The following is a 19,391-nucleotide window of genomic DNA, read 5'->3' on the forward strand; positions in this document are numbered from 1 at the left end:
GGGATGGTTGCCGGACACCGTTGTCCGACAGATGGTTTGCTCAGGAGGCGTGCGCGATGGCTTCGATCTCGACGGTGGCACCGTAGGGCAGCGCCGCCACCTCGACGAACGAGCGGGCGGGCCGGGGTGCGTCGAAGATCCTCTGGTAGTGGCGGTTTGCCGCGTCGCGCAGGGTCACGTCGGTGACGAAGTAGGTGGTCTTGACGACGTCTTCGAGGCGCATGCCGATGGTCGCGAGTCGCTCGGTGAGCCGCGCCACGGCGGCGTCGAGGGCGGGCTCGATCCCGTCGACCGCGATGCCGTTCTCGTCGACCGAGAGTGCGCCGGAGACGAATCCGAAGCCGGCGACGGCGTAGGCGGGGCTGTAGGGGTGGGCGTCGGTGGCGACGGTGGTGGTCATATCGGATGATGTCCTTTCCTGGAGGTGGGAACTGTTGGGCTTCAGTTGTTTCGACCCCAGCCGAGCGGGGAGTCGCTGCGGTCGAGGTAGATGCTCTTCTGGTCGCAGTACTGGCGCACGGCGTCGCGACCCTTCTCGGTGCCGAGGCCGCTGTCGCGCAGTCCGGTGAAGGGGGTGGAGATGGAGAACTGCTTGTAGGTGTTGACCCACACCGTGCCGGCATTGATGGCCTCGCCGACCCGCAGGGCGCGACGGTAGTCCTCGGTCCAGATGCCGCTGGCGAGCCCGAACACGGTGTCGTTGGCCTGGGCGATGACATCGGCCTCGTCGTCGAACGGCATGATCACGGCGACCGGGCCGAACACCTCCTCCTGCGCGATGGTGTCGGTGTTGGTCACGCCGGCCAGAATGGTCGGCGGGTAGTAACTGCCGGCGGCAAGTGTCGGATCGTCGGGAATCGCTCCACCGCAGAGTATCTGGGCGCCGGCGCGGACCGCGTCGTCGACCATGGTGGCGACGGAGTCGCGGTGTGCGCGGGTGATCATCGGTGCGACGTCGGTGGCGGGGTCGGTGCCCGGTCCGACGCGCAGGGCCTCGGCGCGGCGGACCAGTTCAGTGGTGAAGGAGTCGAAGATGCTGCGCTGCACAAAGACTCGCGATCCGGCGATACAGCTCTGTCCACTCGAGGAGAAGATGCCGAACAGGATGCCCTGCAGCGCGCGGTCGAGGTCGGCGTCGTCGAAGACGATGGTCGGCGACTTGCCGCCGAGTTCGAGGGTGATCGGCATCAGCTTGTCGGCGGCAACGTGGGCGAGATGCCGGCCGGTGGTGGTACCGCCGGTGAAGCTGACCTTGGCGACCTGCGGGTGGCGGACCAGCGCCTCGCCGACGGTGCGGCCCGGACCTGGGAGCACCGACAGGAGGCCGCGCGGCAGACCGGCGTCTTCGGCGAGGCGGGCGAGCAGCAGGGTGACCCAGAGTGCCCAGACCGGCGGTTTGCTGATCACCGCGTTGCCGGCCGCCAGAGCCGGGGCGATCTTCTGTGCGTCCGAGGCGATCGGCGAGTTCCACGGGGTGATGGCGCCGATGACACCCATCGGGCGATAGGTGGACAGGGTCATCCAGGGCCCGCGTGGCGTGGTGAGCGAGCCGTCCATGGTCTCGAGGGCGGCCGCCATGTAACGAAAGGTGTTGGCGGCGCTGCCCGCAAGGGCGCGGGTCTCGGTGAGGGTCTTGCCGGTGTCGAGGGTCTGCAGGGCAGCGATCCGGTCGGCGTTGGCCTCGACCGCGTTGCCGATGCGATGTAGCACCGCGGCCCGCTCGTGAGGCAGCATCGACGCCCACCCGCTCTGCCGCGCCGCGCCGAGGCCTTCGCGGACGGCGACGTCGACGGTGTCGGCGCCGGCGCCGTGCAACCTGGCGAATACCTCACCGGTCGCCGGGTTCACCGACTCGATGAGATCGCCGGTGCCGATCTCCCACCGGCCGGCGACGAAAATCCGGTCGAGGAGGTCTCGGTCGGGGTCGACGGATGGTTCCGTCATCGAGACGACGGTGGCGGTGCTCGCGACTAGCGACATGCGATGTCCATTCACGGGGGCTGACTGTGGGGCTGGTGCGCTGAAGAACTATTTATCTTTGCGCTAAGACATGTCTAACGTCTTAGCGCTAAGAGGTCAACCCCCGAAGTGCCTGCACAACGCTTCGTTACACCCGATTTACGCGCCGGAAATGGAAGCGACGCAGGTCACAGTGCCTGTGTCGGCCATCACGATGGCTCGAAGAGAATTCTGAGAAATGTCGTCAGGCCGACGCCGCGGGATCGGATTCCCCGGGATCCATGCCGTCCCCGAGGATCGCGGAACGCGCGGAGTTCTCCAGTCGACCGAGTAACTGCGCAAGCTCGACCGCTTCCGTCTCGGACAGCCCGTCGAGCATGATCTGCAACTTTGCGAAGTGCTCGTCGGCGATGCGATCGACCAGCGCCGCGCCGGCCGGGGTCAGTTCGACGTAGACCACACGTGCATCGGTCGCGTCGCGGGTGCGGGTGACCAGGCCGGCCTCTTCGAGTCGCTTGACCCGCAGCGAGAGGCCTCCGGTGGTGACCAGGGTCTGCTCGGCGAGGTCGCCTGCCGTCAGCCGATGATCGGGGACGGCGCGTCGCAGGCAGGCCAGTACGTCGAATCCCGCGTCGTTGATGTTGTACGACTCGAAGGTCTCGGCGATCCGTGCCTTGTAGACCAGGAAGCTCCGATGAAGACGCCCGAAAACCTTCAACGCGGAGACATCCAGCTCGGGACGTGCGACGGCCCAGTTCGACACGATGACATCGACTCCATCCATGATGGGTTGAGAGTACCCGGAGGTCGATACTTCTCACCGCAAAGACATCGCTCTACGAGGGCAAATGCCCGGAAGTGCGACAACTGCTTGACTTTTTCTGAATCCAGGGTCAGATTCAGGAACAAGCTAGTGGAGTGCCTGTGGCGCGACACAGACGACACTCCTTGTCGGAGAGGAACCGCCATCCATGTCCACAGCGGAGTCAATCGATCAGGCGGTGCGCCGACACGCCTCCGAGCGCCCCCAGGCGCCTGCATTCATCGATCCGCAACGCTCACTGACGTGGGCCGATCTGGACGCATCCGCCGATCGCTGCGCGGGACTGTTGGCCGATCTCGGGGTCGGCCCCGGCGACCGGATCGGTTATCTGGGCCCCAATACCGTCGCCTACCCGCTCACGCTGCTGGGCGCCTGGCGGCGTGGCGCGTCGATCGTGGGACTCAACTTCCGTCTCCCTGCGGACGGACTCCGTCGGGTCACCGAAGAGGTCGCCCTGGCGCACGTGGTCGTCGACGCACGGTTCACCGACGTCGCCGATCGGCTTTCCGTCGGGGGTGTGACCGTTGTGGACTCGGGGGCGCAGTGGCCGGCGGCCGATCAAGCCCCGGCAGCGACCGTCGACCCGCACGATGACGACGAAGCGCTCGTCTACTTCACCTCGGGGTCGACCGGGAACCCGAAAGGGGTGCCGCTGACGCGGCGGGCCGTCGAGGCGACGATTCCGTACGCCGACGTCCACCACTTCACACCGGACAGCCGGGCGCTGGTGATCCCGCCGACCTTCCACGCCGCGGGAGCCACCTGGGCCAACTACGCCTGCGCCATCGGTTTCACGACGGTCTACACCGACGACGCGTCACCGGCCGGTATCGCCCGCTCGCTCGCCGAGTACGACATCACCCACACGCTGATGGTGCCCACCCTGATCCACGCGTTGCTCGACGAACTCAAGCGCCACCCCCGAGACCTGACGTCCTTGCAGCACATCGGATATGGCGCTGCACCGATCACCCAGCATCTTCTCCACGAGGCCATCGACATCCTCGGGTGCGAGTTCTGTCAGGTATACGGACTCTCCGAGAGCGGCGGCGGGGTCGCGTTCCTGCTCGCCGACGATCATGTCGGCGCCAGTCCCCGCCACCTCGCGTCGGCCGGCCGGCCGGGCATCGGCGTCGACGTGGAGGTCCGCGACGCGACGGGCCGCCCTCTCGCCGTCGGCACGTCGGGCGAATTGTGGTTCCGCGCACCGACTCTCACCGAGGGGTATCTGAACAGCCCCGAGGCAAGCCGCGAGGTGATCGTCGACGGCTGGCTGAACACCCGCGACGTGGGTTTCGTCGACGACGAAGGCTACATCTTCGTCCAGGGTCGGGCCGACGACATGATCCAGACCGGTGGGGAGAACGTCCACCCCCAGGTGGTCGAGGAGGTGATCGCGGCGATGCCGGGGATTGTCGAGTGCGCCGTGTTCGGCACCTCCGATCCACATTGGGGACAGCGGGTCACCGCCGCCATCGTGACCGACCGGGAGATCACGGACAGCGATCTGATCGCCTGGTGCAGAAGCCGTCTCGCCGGCTACCAGGTACCCAAGACGGTTGTGATCCTCGATGCGCTGCCCCGCACCGCCACCGGAAAGGTGCAGCGCAAGGCCCTGGCCGGCTTGGCCGCGTCGGCACCCGCGGGCTGACATGCCCTGGGAGCCTGCTGAATACGAACCCTAGGCATCGACCGGCGTCGGAAACCCTCCCGCGTGCAGCACATTGGCCGGGAGTCGACGGCCGAAGCGGGTCTCCAGCCATTCGCCTGCCTCCCGCAGTGCCGCGGTGTCCAACCCATGCGACACCCCCGAACGATCCAACGCGTAGGCCAGATCCTCGGTGGCGATGTTGCCGGTCGCATTCGGCGCGAACGGGCAGCCGCCGATGCCGCCCAGGCTGGCATCGAGGATGGTCACACCGGATTCGACGGCCTGCAGCGCGTTGCCGATCCCGACGCCGCGGGTGTCATGGAAGTGCGCGCGCAGACCGGTCGCCGGGGACACCAGTTCGGCGGCGACAGCGAACCGTTCGCGGACGTCCCGGGGCACCGCAACGCCGATGGTGTCCGCCAGGGACAGTTCGGCGGGCGGAGTCTCGAGCACGCGTTCGAGGATGGAGGCCAGACGCAGCACGGGCACCTCACCCTCGAACGGGCAGCCGAACGCGACCGCGATGGTGAGGTTGGCGGTGACCCCCGCCTCCGCGGCACCGCTGGCGATGTTCTGCCAGATCCGGATGCCGCCGTCGATGTCGGTGCCCTGATTGCGGCCACTGAACGTGTCGGTGCAATGCACGACGGCGTTGATCTCGCGGACACCGGCGGCGATCGCGCGGTCCAGGCCGCGCTCGTTGAGAATCAGTGCGCTGTAGTCGATTCCGTCGCCCGACGGTAAACCGGCGACCACGTCCTCGGCATCGGCCATCGCCGGCACCTTGGTGGGATGCACGAAGCTGGTGACCTCGACGTGGCGGGCGCCGAAAGCCACCGACCGCCGGATCAGATCCAGCTTCTCGGCGGTCGACAGGGTCACCTTCTCGTTCTGCAGACCGTCGCGGGGCGAGACCTCGACGATGGTCACCTCGGGTCGATGCTGCTCAGCCACGCTCATGACCGCACTCTACCGAACGGCGGAGGTGGGGTCAGTAGACCCGGGCCGGGAAGAGTCGCCGCCCCTTCGGCGCCCTGCCGCTGCCCTTTTGGCTGGTTGAGCCGGCGACCGCGCTTACGAGGACTCGCGTCGAGACCATGCGGGCCTATGCCACCGCCTGCACCAACAGATCCAGACATCCCGCCGCAACGGCGCGGTCGCGGAACTGTGCGGGCGTGCCGCCGATGGCGGTGGTCGCGCGGGCCCGGCGGAAGAACAGATGGGCGTCGTGCTCCCAGGTGAATCCGATGCCGCCGGACACCTGGATGAGTGTGCTGGAAGCGCCGGTGAACGCATCGGCCGCGTCGGCTCGGGCGAGCAACGTCAGTTGACGTGCGGCGCGATCGTCTCCGCCGGCGGCGGCGTCCGCGGCAGCAGCCACCAGAGCGCGTGCGGCGGCGACGGAGATTGCTGTTGTGGCGCAATGGTGTTGGATGGCCTGGTAGGTGCCGATCAGCGTGCCGAACTGCTCGCGCACCTTCGCGTAGGCGACCATCGCACCGAGGCAGCCCTCGCCACCGCCGACCTGCTCGGCCGCCAGCAGAAGCGCTTCGACGGTCCGGAATCGTTGCAGCGCTTCGCCATCGCCGGGCGCCGTCAGCAGGACCGCCGGGACCTCCGCGAGCACCACGTCTGCCAGCGGCGTGGCGAGATCGATGCTCGGCAAGCCGATTCGTTCGACCCCGGTCGGACATGCTGCCGGGGCGGCCACCGCCAGAGCGGGTCCCTCCGGGGTCTGTGCGACACACAGCACGAGGCCGGCGGCCGTCCCGTGGGTCACCGCGGGCACCCGTCCACTCAGCCGACCGTCCCGGAACTCCGGTGGTCCGGCGGTGCCGAGTCGGGTCGGGATGCCGACAATCGCTGCACCGCAGAAGAAGTCCTCGATAGCCGACCGCAGTTCGCCCGGTACCGACCCCACATCGGCCCCGGCGAGCGACGCCGCGAGCAGCAGAGTCGCCCGAACCGGACCCGGATAGAGCGCGGCCCCGCATTCTTCGGCGATCGACACGAGATGGGGCAGGCCCAGACCCTGCCCGCCCCACTGCTCGGGAGCACCCACCTCGATCAATCCGACCTGCCGGGCGAGAACGCTCCACCCTTCTCGGTCGAAACCTCCATCAGAAGAGGAACTTTCGTCGCGATTGCGGCGCACTTCCGTGAGGCCCGGCCGGTCGGCGAAGTACTCGCGCAACGCTGCCCGGACCTCGTCGGGTGTTATGTCGTCCGGCCCGCCCCCGGCACCACTCACGCTGTCCACCCGCGTTCGCCCAACCACTCGGAGATGGTGTTGACGGCCTGCCGGAGATACGGGATCTGTTCGCGGCCGGAGTAGTAATGCGTTGCGCCGTCGATGGTGTGCATAGTCTTGTCGTGGTAGCCGACCGCGTCGAAGAGCCGATGGGTGTGGCTCGGGGTGCAGGCGTTGTCGGCGGAGTTGCCGATCACCAGGGTGGGCACCGCGAGATCGGCTGCGCACCGCGGACCGTCGCCGTTGGCGTCGTCGTAGCTCCACTGCGACAACCAGCTTCGCAGAGTGGTGAACCGTGCGAGGCCGACCGGTCCCATGTTGACGATCCGCGGATCACCCAGGTAGCAGCCGGGTTTGCGATCGTTGGGGTCCAGGGTGAGGTCGAGCCAGCGCGGATCGGCCATCGTGCCGTGCACGATGAAGCCGCGTTCCATCAAGGGTTCCCCGCGGCCACGCAGATCGTCGAGTTGCTCCTTGACCCACGCGGTGATCCGCCGGTTGCGGTCGATCTGCGCGGCCCGATAACGATCGAGGAAGTCGGGGGTGTAAGGCGCCTGATTCGGGTTGTTGGGGTTGTAGATGTCGAGTTCGGGGTCGCGCTTCGACGGATCGTTCTCGTCGAGGATCGACGGGTCCATCCACTCGGTCAGCGTGCCGTGCCGGCTCACGTGGGCGGCGAGCAACATCATGCCGTCGGCCGCGGGCAGATCGAGCTCGGTGAGGTCCGGATACTCCCCGGCCGGGGTGCGGGTGACCGTCGCGTGCCGCGCCTGCTGCTGGTAGTACAGGGAGAGCGCGCCGCCACCGCTCCACCCGGCGAGGACCACATTGGTGTAGCCCAAACGTTCTCGTGCGTCCTTCACGCACGCGCCGAGGTCCTGCACGACCTTCTCCATGATCAGCGCGCTGTCGACACCACGGTAGCGGCTGTTGCAGTAGATGACGTGATGTCCGACGCGCGGGAGTGCGTTGGTCATGGGCAGATAGGCGCCACCACCGATCGGGTGCATGAAGATGATGACGGTGTCCGACGGAACACCCTTGGGTTTCAGGAGATAACTCTCGAGAACCACACTCTCGGTGACGCCGCCATAGGTGTCCCGGTAGGCCGAGTGGTCGTCGAAGACCACCAGGTAGGGGATGCGTTCGTAGTCGAAACGGTTGCCACTCATACTTGTACCTCCTCTGCGACCTCGACCTGGGTCGAGCCGATCATGGCCGGGGTGGCGATCAGACGCCGGTGGGTGTCGATCGAGATGACCTGCCACTCGACACGCTGGTCGGTGTCGAAGCGACGTCGCGCGCGTCGCCGGGCGCGTTCGGGCAGTCCGTGGTGAATGCCCTGCGGCGCATGCGAGATGAGGCCCGGTGGCATGTCGACACCGAAGATGCTGCCGCCGTGGAAGAACGCGATCTCGTCGAAGTCGGTGTTGCGGTGATACCACGGGGGTCGTTCGGCGCCCGCGCGGGTTTCGGCCGGCCGGGGCAGGAAGTTCATCACGTACACACCGGTCGCCTGCATGAACAGATGCACGGTCGGCGGCAGATGTACTGTCTCCGAAGTGATCACGTCGTAGTCCTCCAGATTGAAGGTGAACGCGAAGTTGTCGCCCTTCCAGCCCTCGACGTCGAGCGGGTTGAACGGGTAGAAGATCGATGTCTTACCCTCACGCTGCCGGAAGCGGACCTCGTACTCCTCACGTCCGTCGTCGGGAAAGGCCTCGGCCTCGGGCACCACGACGAGCGACGAGTCGAACGGGAAGAACCGTCCCAGCACGCCGGCTTCCGGCACACGGAACTCCTCGGCGGCCTCGACGATGAGCAAGATGCACGGGCCGTCGGGCACCTGCCGGTAGGTCGTCCCCTTCGGGATGTAGACGTAATCGCCTGGGCGATATGGCAACCGACCGAACTCCGTTTCGAAGAGACCGGTGCCGGCGTGCACGAAGACGAGTTCGTCGCCGTCGACGTTGCGCGTGTAGAAGGGTGCCACCTCGCTGCGTCGACTCAGCAGGATGCGGCAGTCGTCGTTGTAGAACATCAGCAGCGGTTCACCCGCGGGGTCGACCTGGTCCGTCGGCGTCAGATCGCGGGTCTGGCGGTCGAGACCCGCGAGATCCCCCACCGCACGATACTGCGTAGGGTCGTTGCGGCGGTACAGATGTGCGGTGCGCCCGGTGAATCCGTAGCGGCCGAGCTCGTCGTCCTTCAGATCCTCGATATCGCGGTGGATCTGCCGCGGGGTACGGCCCTTGCGATGGTGGATGAATGATTCCATGGTCGTGCGCTCCTCGGGTTCCGCGAGTGGATGTGGTTGGCGGGTGGCTATTTCCGGGGCAGGCCGAGCCCGCGTTGGGCAATCACGTTGAGCTGGATCTCGTCGGTGCCGCCGGCGATGTGTAGAGCGGGCACTCCGAGTATGAACTCCGACCAGGCGAATGTGTCGTCGTCGCCGACGTCGACGAACGCGGAGTCACCGAGGACCGCGGTGGCGAGTGCGGCGATCTCGTCGGCCGCCCGGGCCATGAGCATCTTCAGCACCGACCCGGCGACCGGCTCCAGGTGGTGCGTCCACGACCCCGGGGTGAGTCCGGCAGCTGCCCGCATCGCGGCCACCGCGGCCACCGTGCGTGCGATCTGGGGACGATGGACGGGGTCGGCCTCGGCGTCGAGACGCCGCACGAGTTCGACGACCCGCTCCATCACGTACAGGGTCAACGGCCCGGCCGCACCACTCATGGTGCTGCGTTCGTTGCCGAGGCTGGCGGCGGCCACCTGCCAGCCCTCCCCGACCCCGCCGATGCGGTGGCTGTCGGGAACACGGACCTCATCGAGGAAGACCTCGTTGAAGGCGGCACCACCGGTCATCTGCCGGATCGGCCGCACCGTCACCCCTGGTGCGTGCATGTCGACGAGGAACATCGTCAGGCCGGCATGTTTCGGCGCGTCCGGGTTCGTGCGGACGAGAGCCTCGCCGACGTCGGCCAGGTGCCCCATCGAGGTCCACACCTTCTGTCCGGTGAGCACCCAGTCGTCCCCGTCGCGCACCGCCCGGGTGCTCACCCCGGCGAGGTCGGATCCCGCACCCGGCTCGGAGAACAGTTGACAGCCGATGAGTTCGCCCCGGTAGATCCCCGTCACGACACGATCACGCAACTCCGCCGATGCATGACGGACCAGCGCCGGGGTCACGATGTTCAGACCGACGAAAAGAACTTCCCGCGAGGGGAATTCCATCTCGTCGAGCACACTCTCGAGGAGTTGGTCGTGCGCGGTGGTCAATCCGAGACCACCCAGATCCGGAGGCCCGCTCGGCCAGGCGATTCCGGCCTCGAACAGCGCGCCCTGGAATCGGCGGACCATGGCGACGTGATCCTCGTGCCCCTCCCGCAGTTCCTCGACGGCGGCGATCCGGTCGCTGTCGGTCCGGGCGCCGGCGGGTTGCGCATACTCGCCGACCAGACCTGCCAACCGATTTCGGAGGTAGCCCGCGAATGCGCCGATCTCGCTGGGAATTTCGGTCGTGGTCATGCCAATCCTGCGAGCTCCAGCGCGAGCCGCTTGGCCTTGTCCATGTCATAGTGCTTGCGCGCCACCAGTCGCTGGGCGTAGAGGCCACCGCCGGACTGCAGCATGGTGACCAACTGCCAGCCGCCATAGGCGTCCGCGGTGAAGTCGCGGATCGCGTGGAACAGCTTGGTCCGGTACTCGCCGGAGATGCCGTCCCTGGTCGCCATGTATTTCTGGATGAACGGACCCACCTCGTCGTTCTCGAGGTCCGCGATCGACGGTGCGGTGAGGATCGAGCCGCCGCCGATGTCGTGGAGATGACGCACCATGAGGCTGTATTCGGATGCGGCATAATGCTTTGCCGCGTTGGTGTAGAGCTCGCTGGGAAAGCACCAGCCCTCCGGACTCTCCTCGGCGTTGGCGATGGCCGCCTCGAGTCCGGCGCGGGTCATCGTGGCATAGATGACCATCTCGGCGATCTTCTCGCGGATGTGCACGATCTTCTCCGTGCCGTTGGCCTCGGCGATCAACTGCGCGAGACCCACGAGCTGGTCGGCGAATTCGGACATGTGCGCGGTGCCACCCAGCCGTTCCCAGAGACCGAGCGCGTGCGCGAAGGTGGCCGAGTGCGCGGTCTCGCCCGCCAGGAAGACCCGTTCGGTGGGGACGAACACGTCGTCGAAGATGATGAAGCCCTCGGGCATGTTGTGCTTGGCACTGACGGGGAAGTCCTCTTCACGCTCGCGCGGTGCGTAGCTGGTGTTGACGATCCGGACTCCGGGCGCGTTGACGGGGACGGCGCAGGCGACCGCGTAGTCCTCCTCGCCGGGCTTCATGTTCTTGGTCGGCATCACCACCAGCTCGTGGCTCACGGCGGCCGACGAGATGTGCAGTTTCGCACCGCGGATGACGATGCCGTCGGGGCGTCGTTCCACGATGCGGGTGTAGACGTCCGGGTCCTGCTGCGCCCCCGGTGGCAGCTTGCGGTCCCCCTTGGCGTCGGTGATGGCCTGCACGCACCGCAGGTCGTTGCGGCGGCAGTAGTCGAAGTAGTCCTCGATGCGCTTCGAGAGTTCCGGGTGATCGGCGCGCATGCGCGCGGCGGCGGTGAGCAGCGCCAGCAGGCCCTGACTGGTGGTCACGGTGACCATGTCCCATCCCAGGAGCCTCTGCAGCGTCTCCTTGAGTTCGGCGGCGCTCTTCGGGATGTCGAAGTACGGACCGCTGACGTCGTCGCCGGTGACGTAGTGGCTCTCATACCCGTCACCCACCAGCGTGATGGCGGTCGCGAACTGCGGGTGGTTGGCGAGGTCCTTGACCTCCTCACCTTCGGCGAAGATCCGCCGACCGTCGTCGAGCGAGGCGACATAGTCGTCCCTGGTCATCATCGCCATCCGTGCCGTCTCCTTTGTAGGTGCCAACAACTTTTCTGATGCTAGATTCAGTTTCAGGTAAAGACAAGGGCCCGGTCCCGATGCCGGAGCGTGGATAATTCACTGTGCGAACCACCGACGGACATGACAGGAGCGGAACGACGTGCCACCCACCACCAAGGGCCGGCGGACGGAAGCCGCATTCCTCGATGCCGCGCGACAATGCTTCGCCGAGAAGGGGTTCCTGAACACCAAGATCTCGGACATAGCCGCGGTGGCAGGACGGTCGACGGGATCGTTCTACAACTACTACGACAGCAAGGAACAACTGCTCGAGGCGCTGCTCGACCAGTTCAGCGCGGAAGTCGTCGAGGAGTCGCTGGCGACGCGACACGCCGACCCCGAAGCCGGTGTCCGGGCCGCCGTCACCGCGTACTGGACGCACTATCAGGAGTATTTGCCGGAGATCATCGGCCTGTTCCAGATGTCCATGCTCGACGAGACGTTCCGGCAGCGCTGGCTGGAGAACCGCGCATCGGGCATCAAACAGATCCTCATCGGCCTCGACGCCGCCGCCCGCAGCGGCTATCGGATCGACCTGCCCCTGGGTCCGCTCGCCTCGGCACTCGTCTCGACACTGGAGTCGACCTGCTGGGCATGGCTGGCGGCCGGCGGTGACCTCCGGGTGGAACGCCCCGACGACGACACGGCCGTCGAGATACTCACGGCCATCTGGTACCGGACCGTCTACGGGCTGGGGACGGCGGACCGGGCATGACCATCACCGTCCGCCCGGCGACCCGGTTTGCCGATGTCCGCACCATGGTCGGGCCGAAGCGCCCCGACGCCAACGTATGCTGGTGCCTGAGTTATCGCATCCCGAACAAAGTCAACCAGCAGCTCGCGCGAGAGGAGCGGGGTGAGTACGTCAAGAAGCTGTGTCGGCGGACCCTCCCGCCGGGGGTGCTCGCATACGACGGCGACGAGGTCGTCGGCTGGGCGGCGGTACACCCCAGGCGCGACACCACCTTCGCCACCAACCGCAGAATCCCGCACGTCGACGACCTCGACGTGTGGTCGCTGTGGTGCATGCGGATTCGGCCCGGTCATCGTAAGCAGGGTCTGCTGCACCCGTTGATCGCGGGGGCCGTCGACTTCGCCCGCGAGAACGGGGCTCCGGCCATCGAGGGCTATCCGGTCGACAACCACGGCGAGAAGGTGGACCTGACGATGGCGTATGTCGGGACACGAAAGCTGTTCGAGGCCGCGGGCTTTCACCACGCCGCGGACACGACGTCGGTATTGGCCGGGTTTCCGCGGGTGGTGATGCGACTGGACCTAGGCGGCAACTAGACCGTCGAGGTCGCATGTCGGTACGTGAATCCAGCCCTCGCGAGCGGCGATGTCGCGGTCCGCGGCTTCGGGGAGGTGAGTCCTACCCAGCGCTGACGCCCGCGCGATCAGCGCCGTGATCACGGCATCAAAAGCGTTGTCGTCGTGTGTCATCCGCTCACGATGCAGGCCCAGCTCCAGCCACGGGGCCGCCTCGGACAAGCGGTCGGTCAACTCGGCGAGCCGCGCCTGGTTCGACACTCCCTTGTATCCGCGCGAGGTCAGCCCCCATCGCTTCAGTGCTGCCGCCGGATACGCCTCGACGGCCCACCCGTTCACCCGATCCGCCACCCCGAGATCCGCGATCAGTCCGGCCGCCCGAAACGCGACATGCGCGATCTGATCGGCCGACACGCTCAACGGCCGGCCCCAACCCTTCTCGACCACCACCCGGTCGGTGAGCCGATACGCCAGCGGCCGCCGGTTGTCGATCTCGTCCAGTCCGCGACCGGCGCCGAGCTCACCTCGATGCTGTGCGACAACGAAATCCACGAAATCATCGGGCCAGCCGAAGGGCGCGTCGACGCCTACCTTGGCGACGTGACCAGGATCCGCCCCGTGAGGACCGTCCGAGGGGATATGCCCCTCGGACGGCCCGTACGGAGCGGTTTTCAGCAAGGCGCGGATCGTTGCATCGTCGGCGGGCGTGACCAGTTCGATCAGTCGCGCCGATTCCGCCGACCATTCGACGACGGCGACCGCGGTCAGCCGGGGTGAGGCCGCGAGGTCGACCCCGGCTGTCCGCACCGTCTCCACCGAGAAAGACTGGGAGCTCAGAACTTTCCGTCGAGGTACTCGGCGTAGGCGGGCAGGTCGAGCTGCCCGTGGCCGGACAACCCGATCACCACGACCTCCTCCTTGTCGGAATCGGCGACGTGTGCGGCGCACGCGGCGATCGCGTGCGTCGACTCCGGGGCCGGCACGATGCCCTGCGCCCGCGCGAACTGCACACCGGCCGCAAACGCGTCGTGCTGGGTGATCGCGACTCCGGAGACGAGTCCGAGTTCGACGGTGTGGCTCAGCGCCGGTGCCATCCCGTGGTAGCGGAGGCCACCGGCGTGGATCGGGTCCGGCACGAAATCCATACCCAGCGTGTGCATCTTGAGCAGCGGTGTCAGTCCGGCGACATCGCCGTGGTCGTACCGGTATTCCCCCTGCGTGATCGACGGGCACGCCGCGGGTTCGGCTGCGACGACCCGCGGGTTGGAGCGTCCGTGGATCTTTTCCCGCAGGAACGGGAACGCCAGCCCGCCGAGGTTGGAACCGCCACCGGCGCATCCGAACACGACATCGGCGCCGTCGGGCTCGACCGCATTGAGCTGCTCGACGGCCTCCTGGCCGATCACGCTCTGGTGCAGCACAACGTGATTGAGCACGCTGCCGAGCGCATAGCGGGTGTCGGGGTCGCCGGCGGCCACCTCGACCGCTTCGCTCACCGCCATGCCGAGACTGCCGGTGGTGTTCGGATCCTTGGCCAGCATCGCGCGTCCGGACTCGGTCAGCTCCGACGGCGACGGATGCAGGGTGCCGCCGTACGTGCGGATCAGGAAGCCACGGTACGGCTTGGAATCGTAGGAGGCCCGGACCTGCCACACCTCGACGTCGATCCCGAACTGCGCGCCGGCGAAGGCCAGGGCGCTGCCCCACTGTCCGGCGCCGGTTTCGGTGGTGAGGCGTCGCACTCCGTCGAGGCTGTTGTAGTACGCCTGCGCAACAGCCGAGTTGGTCTTGTGGCTGCCGACCGGGCTGACTCCCTCGTACTTGACGTAGATGTGCGCCTTGGTGTTAAGCGCCTCCTCGAACCTACGTGCCCGGATCAACGGCGACGGTCGCCACATCCGATAGATCTCGCGGACGGGCTCGGGGATCTCCACGTAGGTCTCGCCGGTCACCTCCTGGGCGATGAGCCCCGCCGGGAACAGGGCGGCGAGGTCGTCGGGGCCGACGGGCTCCTTGGTGCCCGGATGCAGGTGCGGCGGGATCGGGGTGTCGAGTTCGGTGGCGAGGTTGTACCAGTGTGTCGGCACCCCGACGGTGACCAGATCCGGATGGGTGGCGTCCACGTTCATCGTCATGGCAGACACCATAGACCCCGGTCGGCTCTGTGCCAGGGGTTCGGGTTCGATTGCGGCCCACCCGTCGAGTGGGCATCGTTTCCCGTCGAGTGTGCGCCGATTTTCGTCGAGTGTGCGCCGATCTTCGTCGGGTGTGCGGCCACGCCCGTGTCCGGCCCTCATCCGATCGCCAGCCAGGTACCCACTCGACCAGGGACGACGCCCACTCGACGGAAAGTGGCGCCCACCCGACGGTGATCCGGCCATCAGGGCAGTCGATACTCCTGCCGCGGCCGCCCCGTCGAGCCGTACTGCAGCGACATACTCAGCTTCCCCGACGACACCAGATTCGCCAGGTGGCGCCGTGCCGTCGCCGCGGACACTCCGAGCGCGGCAGACACCTCGTCGGCGAACAGTGGCCCGTCACCGGTGCCGAACAGGTCCAGAATGCGTTGTTCGGTCTGCGAGCCCGCCTCTGGCCGATCCGACCCACGGGTGCCGAAACGCAAGGCGGACACCGCGGCATCGACGGCGTGCTGGTCGACGTGCTCGGCGGCCAGGACTCGTCGGTACTGGGCATAGCCGGCGAGGCGGCGGGCAAGTTCGGTGTCGGGGAACGGCTTGATCAGATACGCAAGCGCGCCGGCCCGCATCGCCGCCCGGACCGCGGCCGCATCGGTCTCCGCACCCACGATGAATGCGTCGCAGGGTAGTTCGGCAACCAGGTCGATGCCCGAGCCGTCGGGCAGATAGACGTCGAGCAAGGCCAGGTCGATGGCCGCCGCGTGGTCGGTGGCAGCCTGCCTCGCCTGCGCCATGCTGCCGGCGCGGGCAATGACCTTGAATCCGCGGACCGCGTCGACGATCGACGCGTGCAAAGCAGCCACCCGGAAGTCGTCGTCGACGATCAGCACACCCAAATCGGTCATCGCACAGCATCTTCCGTGTCCATGACCCCGGGCAGTCGGGCCACCAGTACTGCGCCGCCGGTGCCGTCGCCGCCCGGCTCTGCCACCTGGATGTCCCCGTCAATCCGCCGGGCGATCTGCCGTGCCAACGCCAACCCCATTCCCCGCCCGCCCGGCACCGTCGGGTCGGACTTCGTGGTGACCCCTTCGGCGAAGATCTGGTCGGGGTCGTCGAATGTGATGCCCTCCCCCGAGTCGGCGACGGTGATCAGCAGGGTGTCGCCGTCGGTGATCAACTCCGCCTCCACCGTCGCGGGCGCGTCACCGGTCGCGGCCGGGTCGGGCGCGGACGCATCGATGGCGTTGTCGACGAGGTTGCCGAGCACGGTCGTGGCCACCACCGGTTCCCGAAGCGCGCCGGCCACCCACGTCTGGTCGCCGAGGCGCAAGGTGACGCCTCGTTCGCGTGCCTGGGCGGCCTTGGCGTCGAGGAAGGCATGCAGGTGCGGTTCGGCGACGTTGTCGAGACCGTCGAGCGGTGCACCCCGGGTACCGGCGCCGGTGAGTTCGTCGAGGTAGGCCACGGCTTCGTCGGTGTGCCCGTGCCGCAGCAGACCGGCGAGCACATGCATCCGGTTGGCCGTCTCGTGTCGTTGCGCCCGCAGTGCACTGCTCATCGACTTGATCGAATCCACCTCCCGCGTAAGACGTTCCACGTCGGTGCGGTCGACCACCGACAACACCATGCCCAAGTCGCGGCCATCGGCCTCCACGCGATGGGAGGTCACCAGCACCACCCGATCGCCGACGGTCGCCGCGATCGGGGCGTCTGTCGGTTCGTCGAGCACGCTGCGGACACGTGGACTGAGCCCGAGGTCGGCAACGGGGGTGCCGACAGGTGCGTCGATGTCGAGCAGGCGCCGAGCGGTGTCGTTGACGACCCGCACCACACCGGCGGTGTCGACCGCCAGGACACCGTCGGCCATCGAATGCAGCACCGCGCCCTGCTCGCGGACGAGCTCGGTGAGTTCGTCGGGCTCGAGGCCGAGAGTCAGCCGTCGCCAGCGTCGGGCGAGCAGCACCGAGCCGATGGCTCCGACGGCGAGGGCGGCCAGCGCGATCAGCACCGTCGCCACGATGTCGTGCCGCGTATCGGACTCCAGTTTCGCGGTGGATACCCCGACGCTGACGAATCCGACGACGCGCAGCTGATCGTCGAACACCGGCACCTTGGCGCGGACCGATTCACCGAGGGTCCCGCGGTCGGTGGTGATGTCTTCGCGTCCGGTGAGCACCACGGACGGATCGGTGGATACTCTCTTGCCGAGCTCGTCGGGTTCCGGGTGAGCCAGGCGGATGCCGTCGTCGTTGCCGATCACCACGAACAGCGCGCCGGTTCGTTGCTGCACGGCAACCGCTTCGGCCTGCAGCGCGCCCGTCGCCAGTGCTGCCCGGTCCAGCTCGCTGCCCTGGTGCGCGGCGACCTCGGTGCGCACCTGCTGATCGGCCGCCACCGATTGCGCGATGGCGCGGGCACGCTGGGCGTATTCGTCGCGGACGCGGTCGTCGGCGCCGGACAGCACCACACCGAAACCGACGCCCAGACTGATCGCGATCACGACGAGCTGCAGGAGAAGTACCTGCGTTCGCAATCGCATGACGATCAGCCTAGGCGTCGGGTTCGGTTCGGTGGCTCAGGTCAGAACGGGATCGCGCCGACCAGGCAACCGGTGACCAGCATGGCCAGCGACACCAGGGTCGCACGCCACAGCACCTTCTTGTGGTGGTCGGCCAGGCTGACGCCGGCGAGCGCGACCAGCAGCAGGATCGCCGGGACCAGCGGGCTCTGCATGTGGACGGTCTGGCCGGTGATGGAGGCGCGGGCCATTTCGGTGGGGTCGATGCCGTAGCGGGTGGCGGTCTCCGACAGCACCGGCAGCACCCCGTAGTAGAAGGCGTCGTTGCTCATCAGGAAGGTCAGCGGGATCGACAGGATGCCGACGACGACAGCCATGTGTGGGCCCATCCAGGTGGGGATGCCGTCGGCGAGCCAGTGTGCGATCGCGTCGACCATTCCGGTGCCCGTGAACACGCCGGTCAGGACTGCGGCGGCGAGGACCATCGCGACCACCGAGACGATGCTCGACGAGTGCCGGGTGATGGCCTCCTGCTGGTCCTTCACGTGCGGGAAGTTGATGGCCAGGGCGAGAGCGGCGGCGATCATGAACAGCACCGGGATCGCCACGACGTCCATGCCGAGGACGGCCAGCAGCGCCACGGTCAGCCCGGCGTTGACCCAGAACAGCTTGGGCCGCAGTGTCTTCCGGTTCGGGTCGAGGACACCGGTGAAGGTGGTCTCGCCGTCCTCGTTGTACTCCTCGATGTGCAGGTCGCGGGTTGTGGTGGTGTCGTCGTCGGCGGTGCCGGCCGAACCCGTGGCGGGCGAGCCCGTCGCGGCGGTTCCGCTGCTGCGGCGGCGGCCGAATCGGCGCGGCGTGGCGGGAACGTCGGTTCCCGAGCCTCCACCGGCGGCCACGAGGACCTCTTCACGCGGCATCAGGATCGAGTCCTTGATCTCCAGTTTGCCGATTCGACGACGCTCCATCACGCCCAGGTGGAAGGAGAACGCGAGCACCACGATCAGCGCGACGATCAACGCCGGGACCATCGGCAGGAACACGGCATTCGTGTCGATCTTGAGCGCGCTGGCGGCGCGGGCGGTGGGGCCACCCCACGGGAGGATGTTCATCGTGCCGTTCGCCAGACCGGCGACCACGGTCAGCACCACCGGCGACACCCCGAGCTTGAGGTACAGCGGCAGCAGCGCAGCGGTGGTGATGATGAATGTGGTCGAGCCGTCGCCGTCGAGGGAGACGATCGCCGCGAGCACCGCGGTGCCGACCACGAGTCGGGCCGGGTCGTTGCGGACCATGCGGACCACGAATCTGACCACCGGGTCGAACAATCCGACGTCGATCATGATGCCGAAGAAGATGATCGCGAAGAACAACATCGCCGCGGTGGGCGCGAGTTCTTTGATGCCGTCCTTGATCATGTCGCTGATGTCGAGGCCGGCCCCGGCGAAGAGACCGAACGCCACCGGCACCAGGATCAGTGCGACGACGGGCGTCGCTCTCTTGGTGATGATCAGGAACATGAAGGTGGCCACCATACCGAGGCCGAGTGCTACCAACATTGTCTGCTCTTTCTGCTGTGGGGACGGTCAACGTGCCGCTCGCGGCGGTGCATGTCGGCCGTTACAAGAGCACTATTCGGGTAAGCCACGTCACAGTCACGCTTGCGCTCATTAGTCGTGTTTTGCGCATTTTGCGCACGCGCGGAGCTCATCGCGCGAGCGCAGCCGCCCGTCGCTTCCCGTCGACTGGGCGCCGCTTCCCGTCGAGTGGGCACCGTTACCCGTCGAGTGGGCTCCGTTACCCGTCGACTGGGCGCCGCTCGCTTCCCGTCGA

17 protein-coding genes are annotated in these 19,391 nt (G+C 67.3%); 3 read left to right on the plus strand and 14 right to left on the minus strand.

Translation table 11 applies throughout. The features are described from left to right. Positions 1-40: 40 nt before the first annotated feature. From ACWDTI_RS12865 to ACWDTI_RS12875, 3 genes are all read right to left on the minus strand, one after another. Positions 41-400 carry a RidA family protein gene (locus ACWDTI_RS12865; RefSeq protein WP_449738477.1) on the minus strand — a complete coding sequence of 120 codons (360 nt, stop codon included), beginning with the start codon at positions 398-400 and terminating at the stop codon, positions 41-43. A 41-nt stretch (positions 401-441) separates the two neighbouring features. After that, entirely contained in the window at positions 442-1,944 is a 1,503-nt protein-coding gene (locus tag ACWDTI_RS12870; protein ID WP_449738478.1) for an aldehyde dehydrogenase, read from the minus strand. A 259-nt stretch (positions 1,945-2,203) separates the two neighbouring features. Beyond that, a complete protein-coding gene (locus ACWDTI_RS12875; protein ID WP_449738479.1) occupies positions 2,204-2,743 on the minus strand; it encodes a MarR family winged helix-turn-helix transcriptional regulator in 540 nt (179 codons plus the stop codon). Between the two features lie 187 nt (positions 2,744-2,930). Here ACWDTI_RS12875 and ACWDTI_RS12880 point away from each other — a divergent pair, with 187 nt between their 5' ends. Beyond that, positions 2,931-4,433, plus strand: coding sequence for a class I adenylate-forming enzyme family protein (locus ACWDTI_RS12880; RefSeq protein WP_449738480.1), 1,503 nt, complete (start codon positions 2,931-2,933; stop codon positions 4,431-4,433). Between the two features lie 30 nt (positions 4,434-4,463). Here ACWDTI_RS12880 and ACWDTI_RS12885 read toward each other — a convergent pair whose 3' ends face one another. The 6 genes from ACWDTI_RS12885 to ACWDTI_RS12910 all read right to left on the minus strand — a co-directional run bounded on the left by ACWDTI_RS12885 (position 4,464) and on the right by ACWDTI_RS12910 (position 11,588). Then, a complete protein-coding gene (locus tag ACWDTI_RS12885) occupies positions 4,464-5,393 on the minus strand; it encodes a hydroxymethylglutaryl-CoA lyase (protein WP_449738481.1) in 930 nt (309 codons plus the stop codon). 145 nt (positions 5,394-5,538) lie between these two features. Beyond that, positions 5,539-6,684 carry an acyl-CoA dehydrogenase family protein gene (locus ACWDTI_RS12890; RefSeq protein WP_449738482.1) on the minus strand — a complete coding sequence of 382 codons (1,146 nt, stop codon included), beginning with the start codon at positions 6,682-6,684 and terminating at the stop codon, positions 5,539-5,541. Then, positions 6,681-7,856 carry an alpha/beta hydrolase gene (locus tag ACWDTI_RS12895; protein ID WP_449738483.1) on the minus strand — a complete coding sequence of 392 codons (1,176 nt, stop codon included), beginning with the start codon at positions 7,854-7,856 and terminating at the stop codon, positions 6,681-6,683. Before ACWDTI_RS12895 ends, ACWDTI_RS12890 begins: the two co-directional genes overlap by 4 nt. Then, on the minus strand, positions 7,853-8,962 hold the full coding sequence (locus ACWDTI_RS12900; protein ID WP_449738484.1) for a homogentisate 1,2-dioxygenase: 1,110 nt from the start codon (positions 8,960-8,962) through the stop codon (positions 7,853-7,855). The genes ACWDTI_RS12895 and ACWDTI_RS12900 overlap by 4 nt, the downstream gene beginning before the upstream one ends. Before the next feature lie 47 nt (positions 8,963-9,009). Continuing rightward, positions 9,010-10,215 carry an acyl-CoA dehydrogenase family protein gene (locus ACWDTI_RS12905; protein ID WP_449738485.1) on the minus strand — a complete coding sequence of 402 codons (1,206 nt, stop codon included), beginning with the start codon at positions 10,213-10,215 and terminating at the stop codon, positions 9,010-9,012. Beyond that, positions 10,212-11,588, minus strand: coding sequence for a 4-hydroxyphenylacetate 3-hydroxylase N-terminal domain-containing protein (locus ACWDTI_RS12910; protein WP_449738486.1), 1,377 nt, complete (start codon positions 11,586-11,588; stop codon positions 10,212-10,214). The genes ACWDTI_RS12905 and ACWDTI_RS12910 overlap by 4 nt, the downstream gene beginning before the upstream one ends. 142 nt (positions 11,589-11,730) lie before the next feature. Between ACWDTI_RS12910 and ACWDTI_RS12915 the strand changes: the two genes are divergently transcribed. Both ACWDTI_RS12915 and ACWDTI_RS12920 read left to right on the plus strand, forming a co-directional pair. Next, positions 11,731-12,345, plus strand: a complete 615-nt coding sequence (locus tag ACWDTI_RS12915) for a TetR/AcrR family transcriptional regulator (protein ID WP_449738487.1) — start codon at positions 11,731-11,733, stop codon at positions 12,343-12,345. Beyond that, on the plus strand, positions 12,342-12,920 hold the full coding sequence (locus ACWDTI_RS12920) for a GNAT family N-acetyltransferase (RefSeq protein WP_449738488.1): 579 nt from the start codon (positions 12,342-12,344) through the stop codon (positions 12,918-12,920). The genes ACWDTI_RS12915 and ACWDTI_RS12920 overlap by 4 nt, the downstream gene beginning before the upstream one ends. Here ACWDTI_RS12920 and ACWDTI_RS12925 read toward each other — a convergent pair. The 5 genes from ACWDTI_RS12925 to ACWDTI_RS12945 form a co-directional block, all read right to left on the minus strand. Next, the gene (locus ACWDTI_RS12925; RefSeq protein WP_449738489.1) at positions 12,906-13,706 is read right to left on the minus strand and encodes a DUF429 domain-containing protein; all 801 of its coding nucleotides are present in this window, start codon (positions 13,704-13,706) and stop codon (positions 12,906-12,908) included. The genes ACWDTI_RS12920 and ACWDTI_RS12925 overlap by 15 nt on opposite strands. Positions 13,707-13,732: 26 nt before the next feature. Next, entirely contained in the window at positions 13,733-15,034 is a 1,302-nt protein-coding gene (locus ACWDTI_RS12930) for a TrpB-like pyridoxal phosphate-dependent enzyme (protein WP_449738490.1), read from the minus strand. Between the two features lie 245 nt (positions 15,035-15,279). Further along, the gene (locus ACWDTI_RS12935) at positions 15,280-15,942 is read right to left on the minus strand and encodes a response regulator (protein WP_449738491.1); all 663 of its coding nucleotides are present in this window, start codon (positions 15,940-15,942) and stop codon (positions 15,280-15,282) included. Next, positions 15,939-17,579 carry an ATP-binding protein gene (locus ACWDTI_RS12940; protein WP_449738492.1) on the minus strand — a complete coding sequence of 547 codons (1,641 nt, stop codon included), beginning with the start codon at positions 17,577-17,579 and terminating at the stop codon, positions 15,939-15,941. Before ACWDTI_RS12940 ends, ACWDTI_RS12935 begins: the two co-directional genes overlap by 4 nt. Before the next feature lie 41 nt (positions 17,580-17,620). Beyond that, entirely contained in the window at positions 17,621-19,117 is a 1,497-nt protein-coding gene (locus ACWDTI_RS12945; protein ID WP_449738493.1) for a CitMHS family transporter, read from the minus strand. Positions 19,118-19,391 lie beyond the last annotated feature (274 nt).

Source organism: Gordonia sp. NPDC003424 (assembly GCF_053588655.1).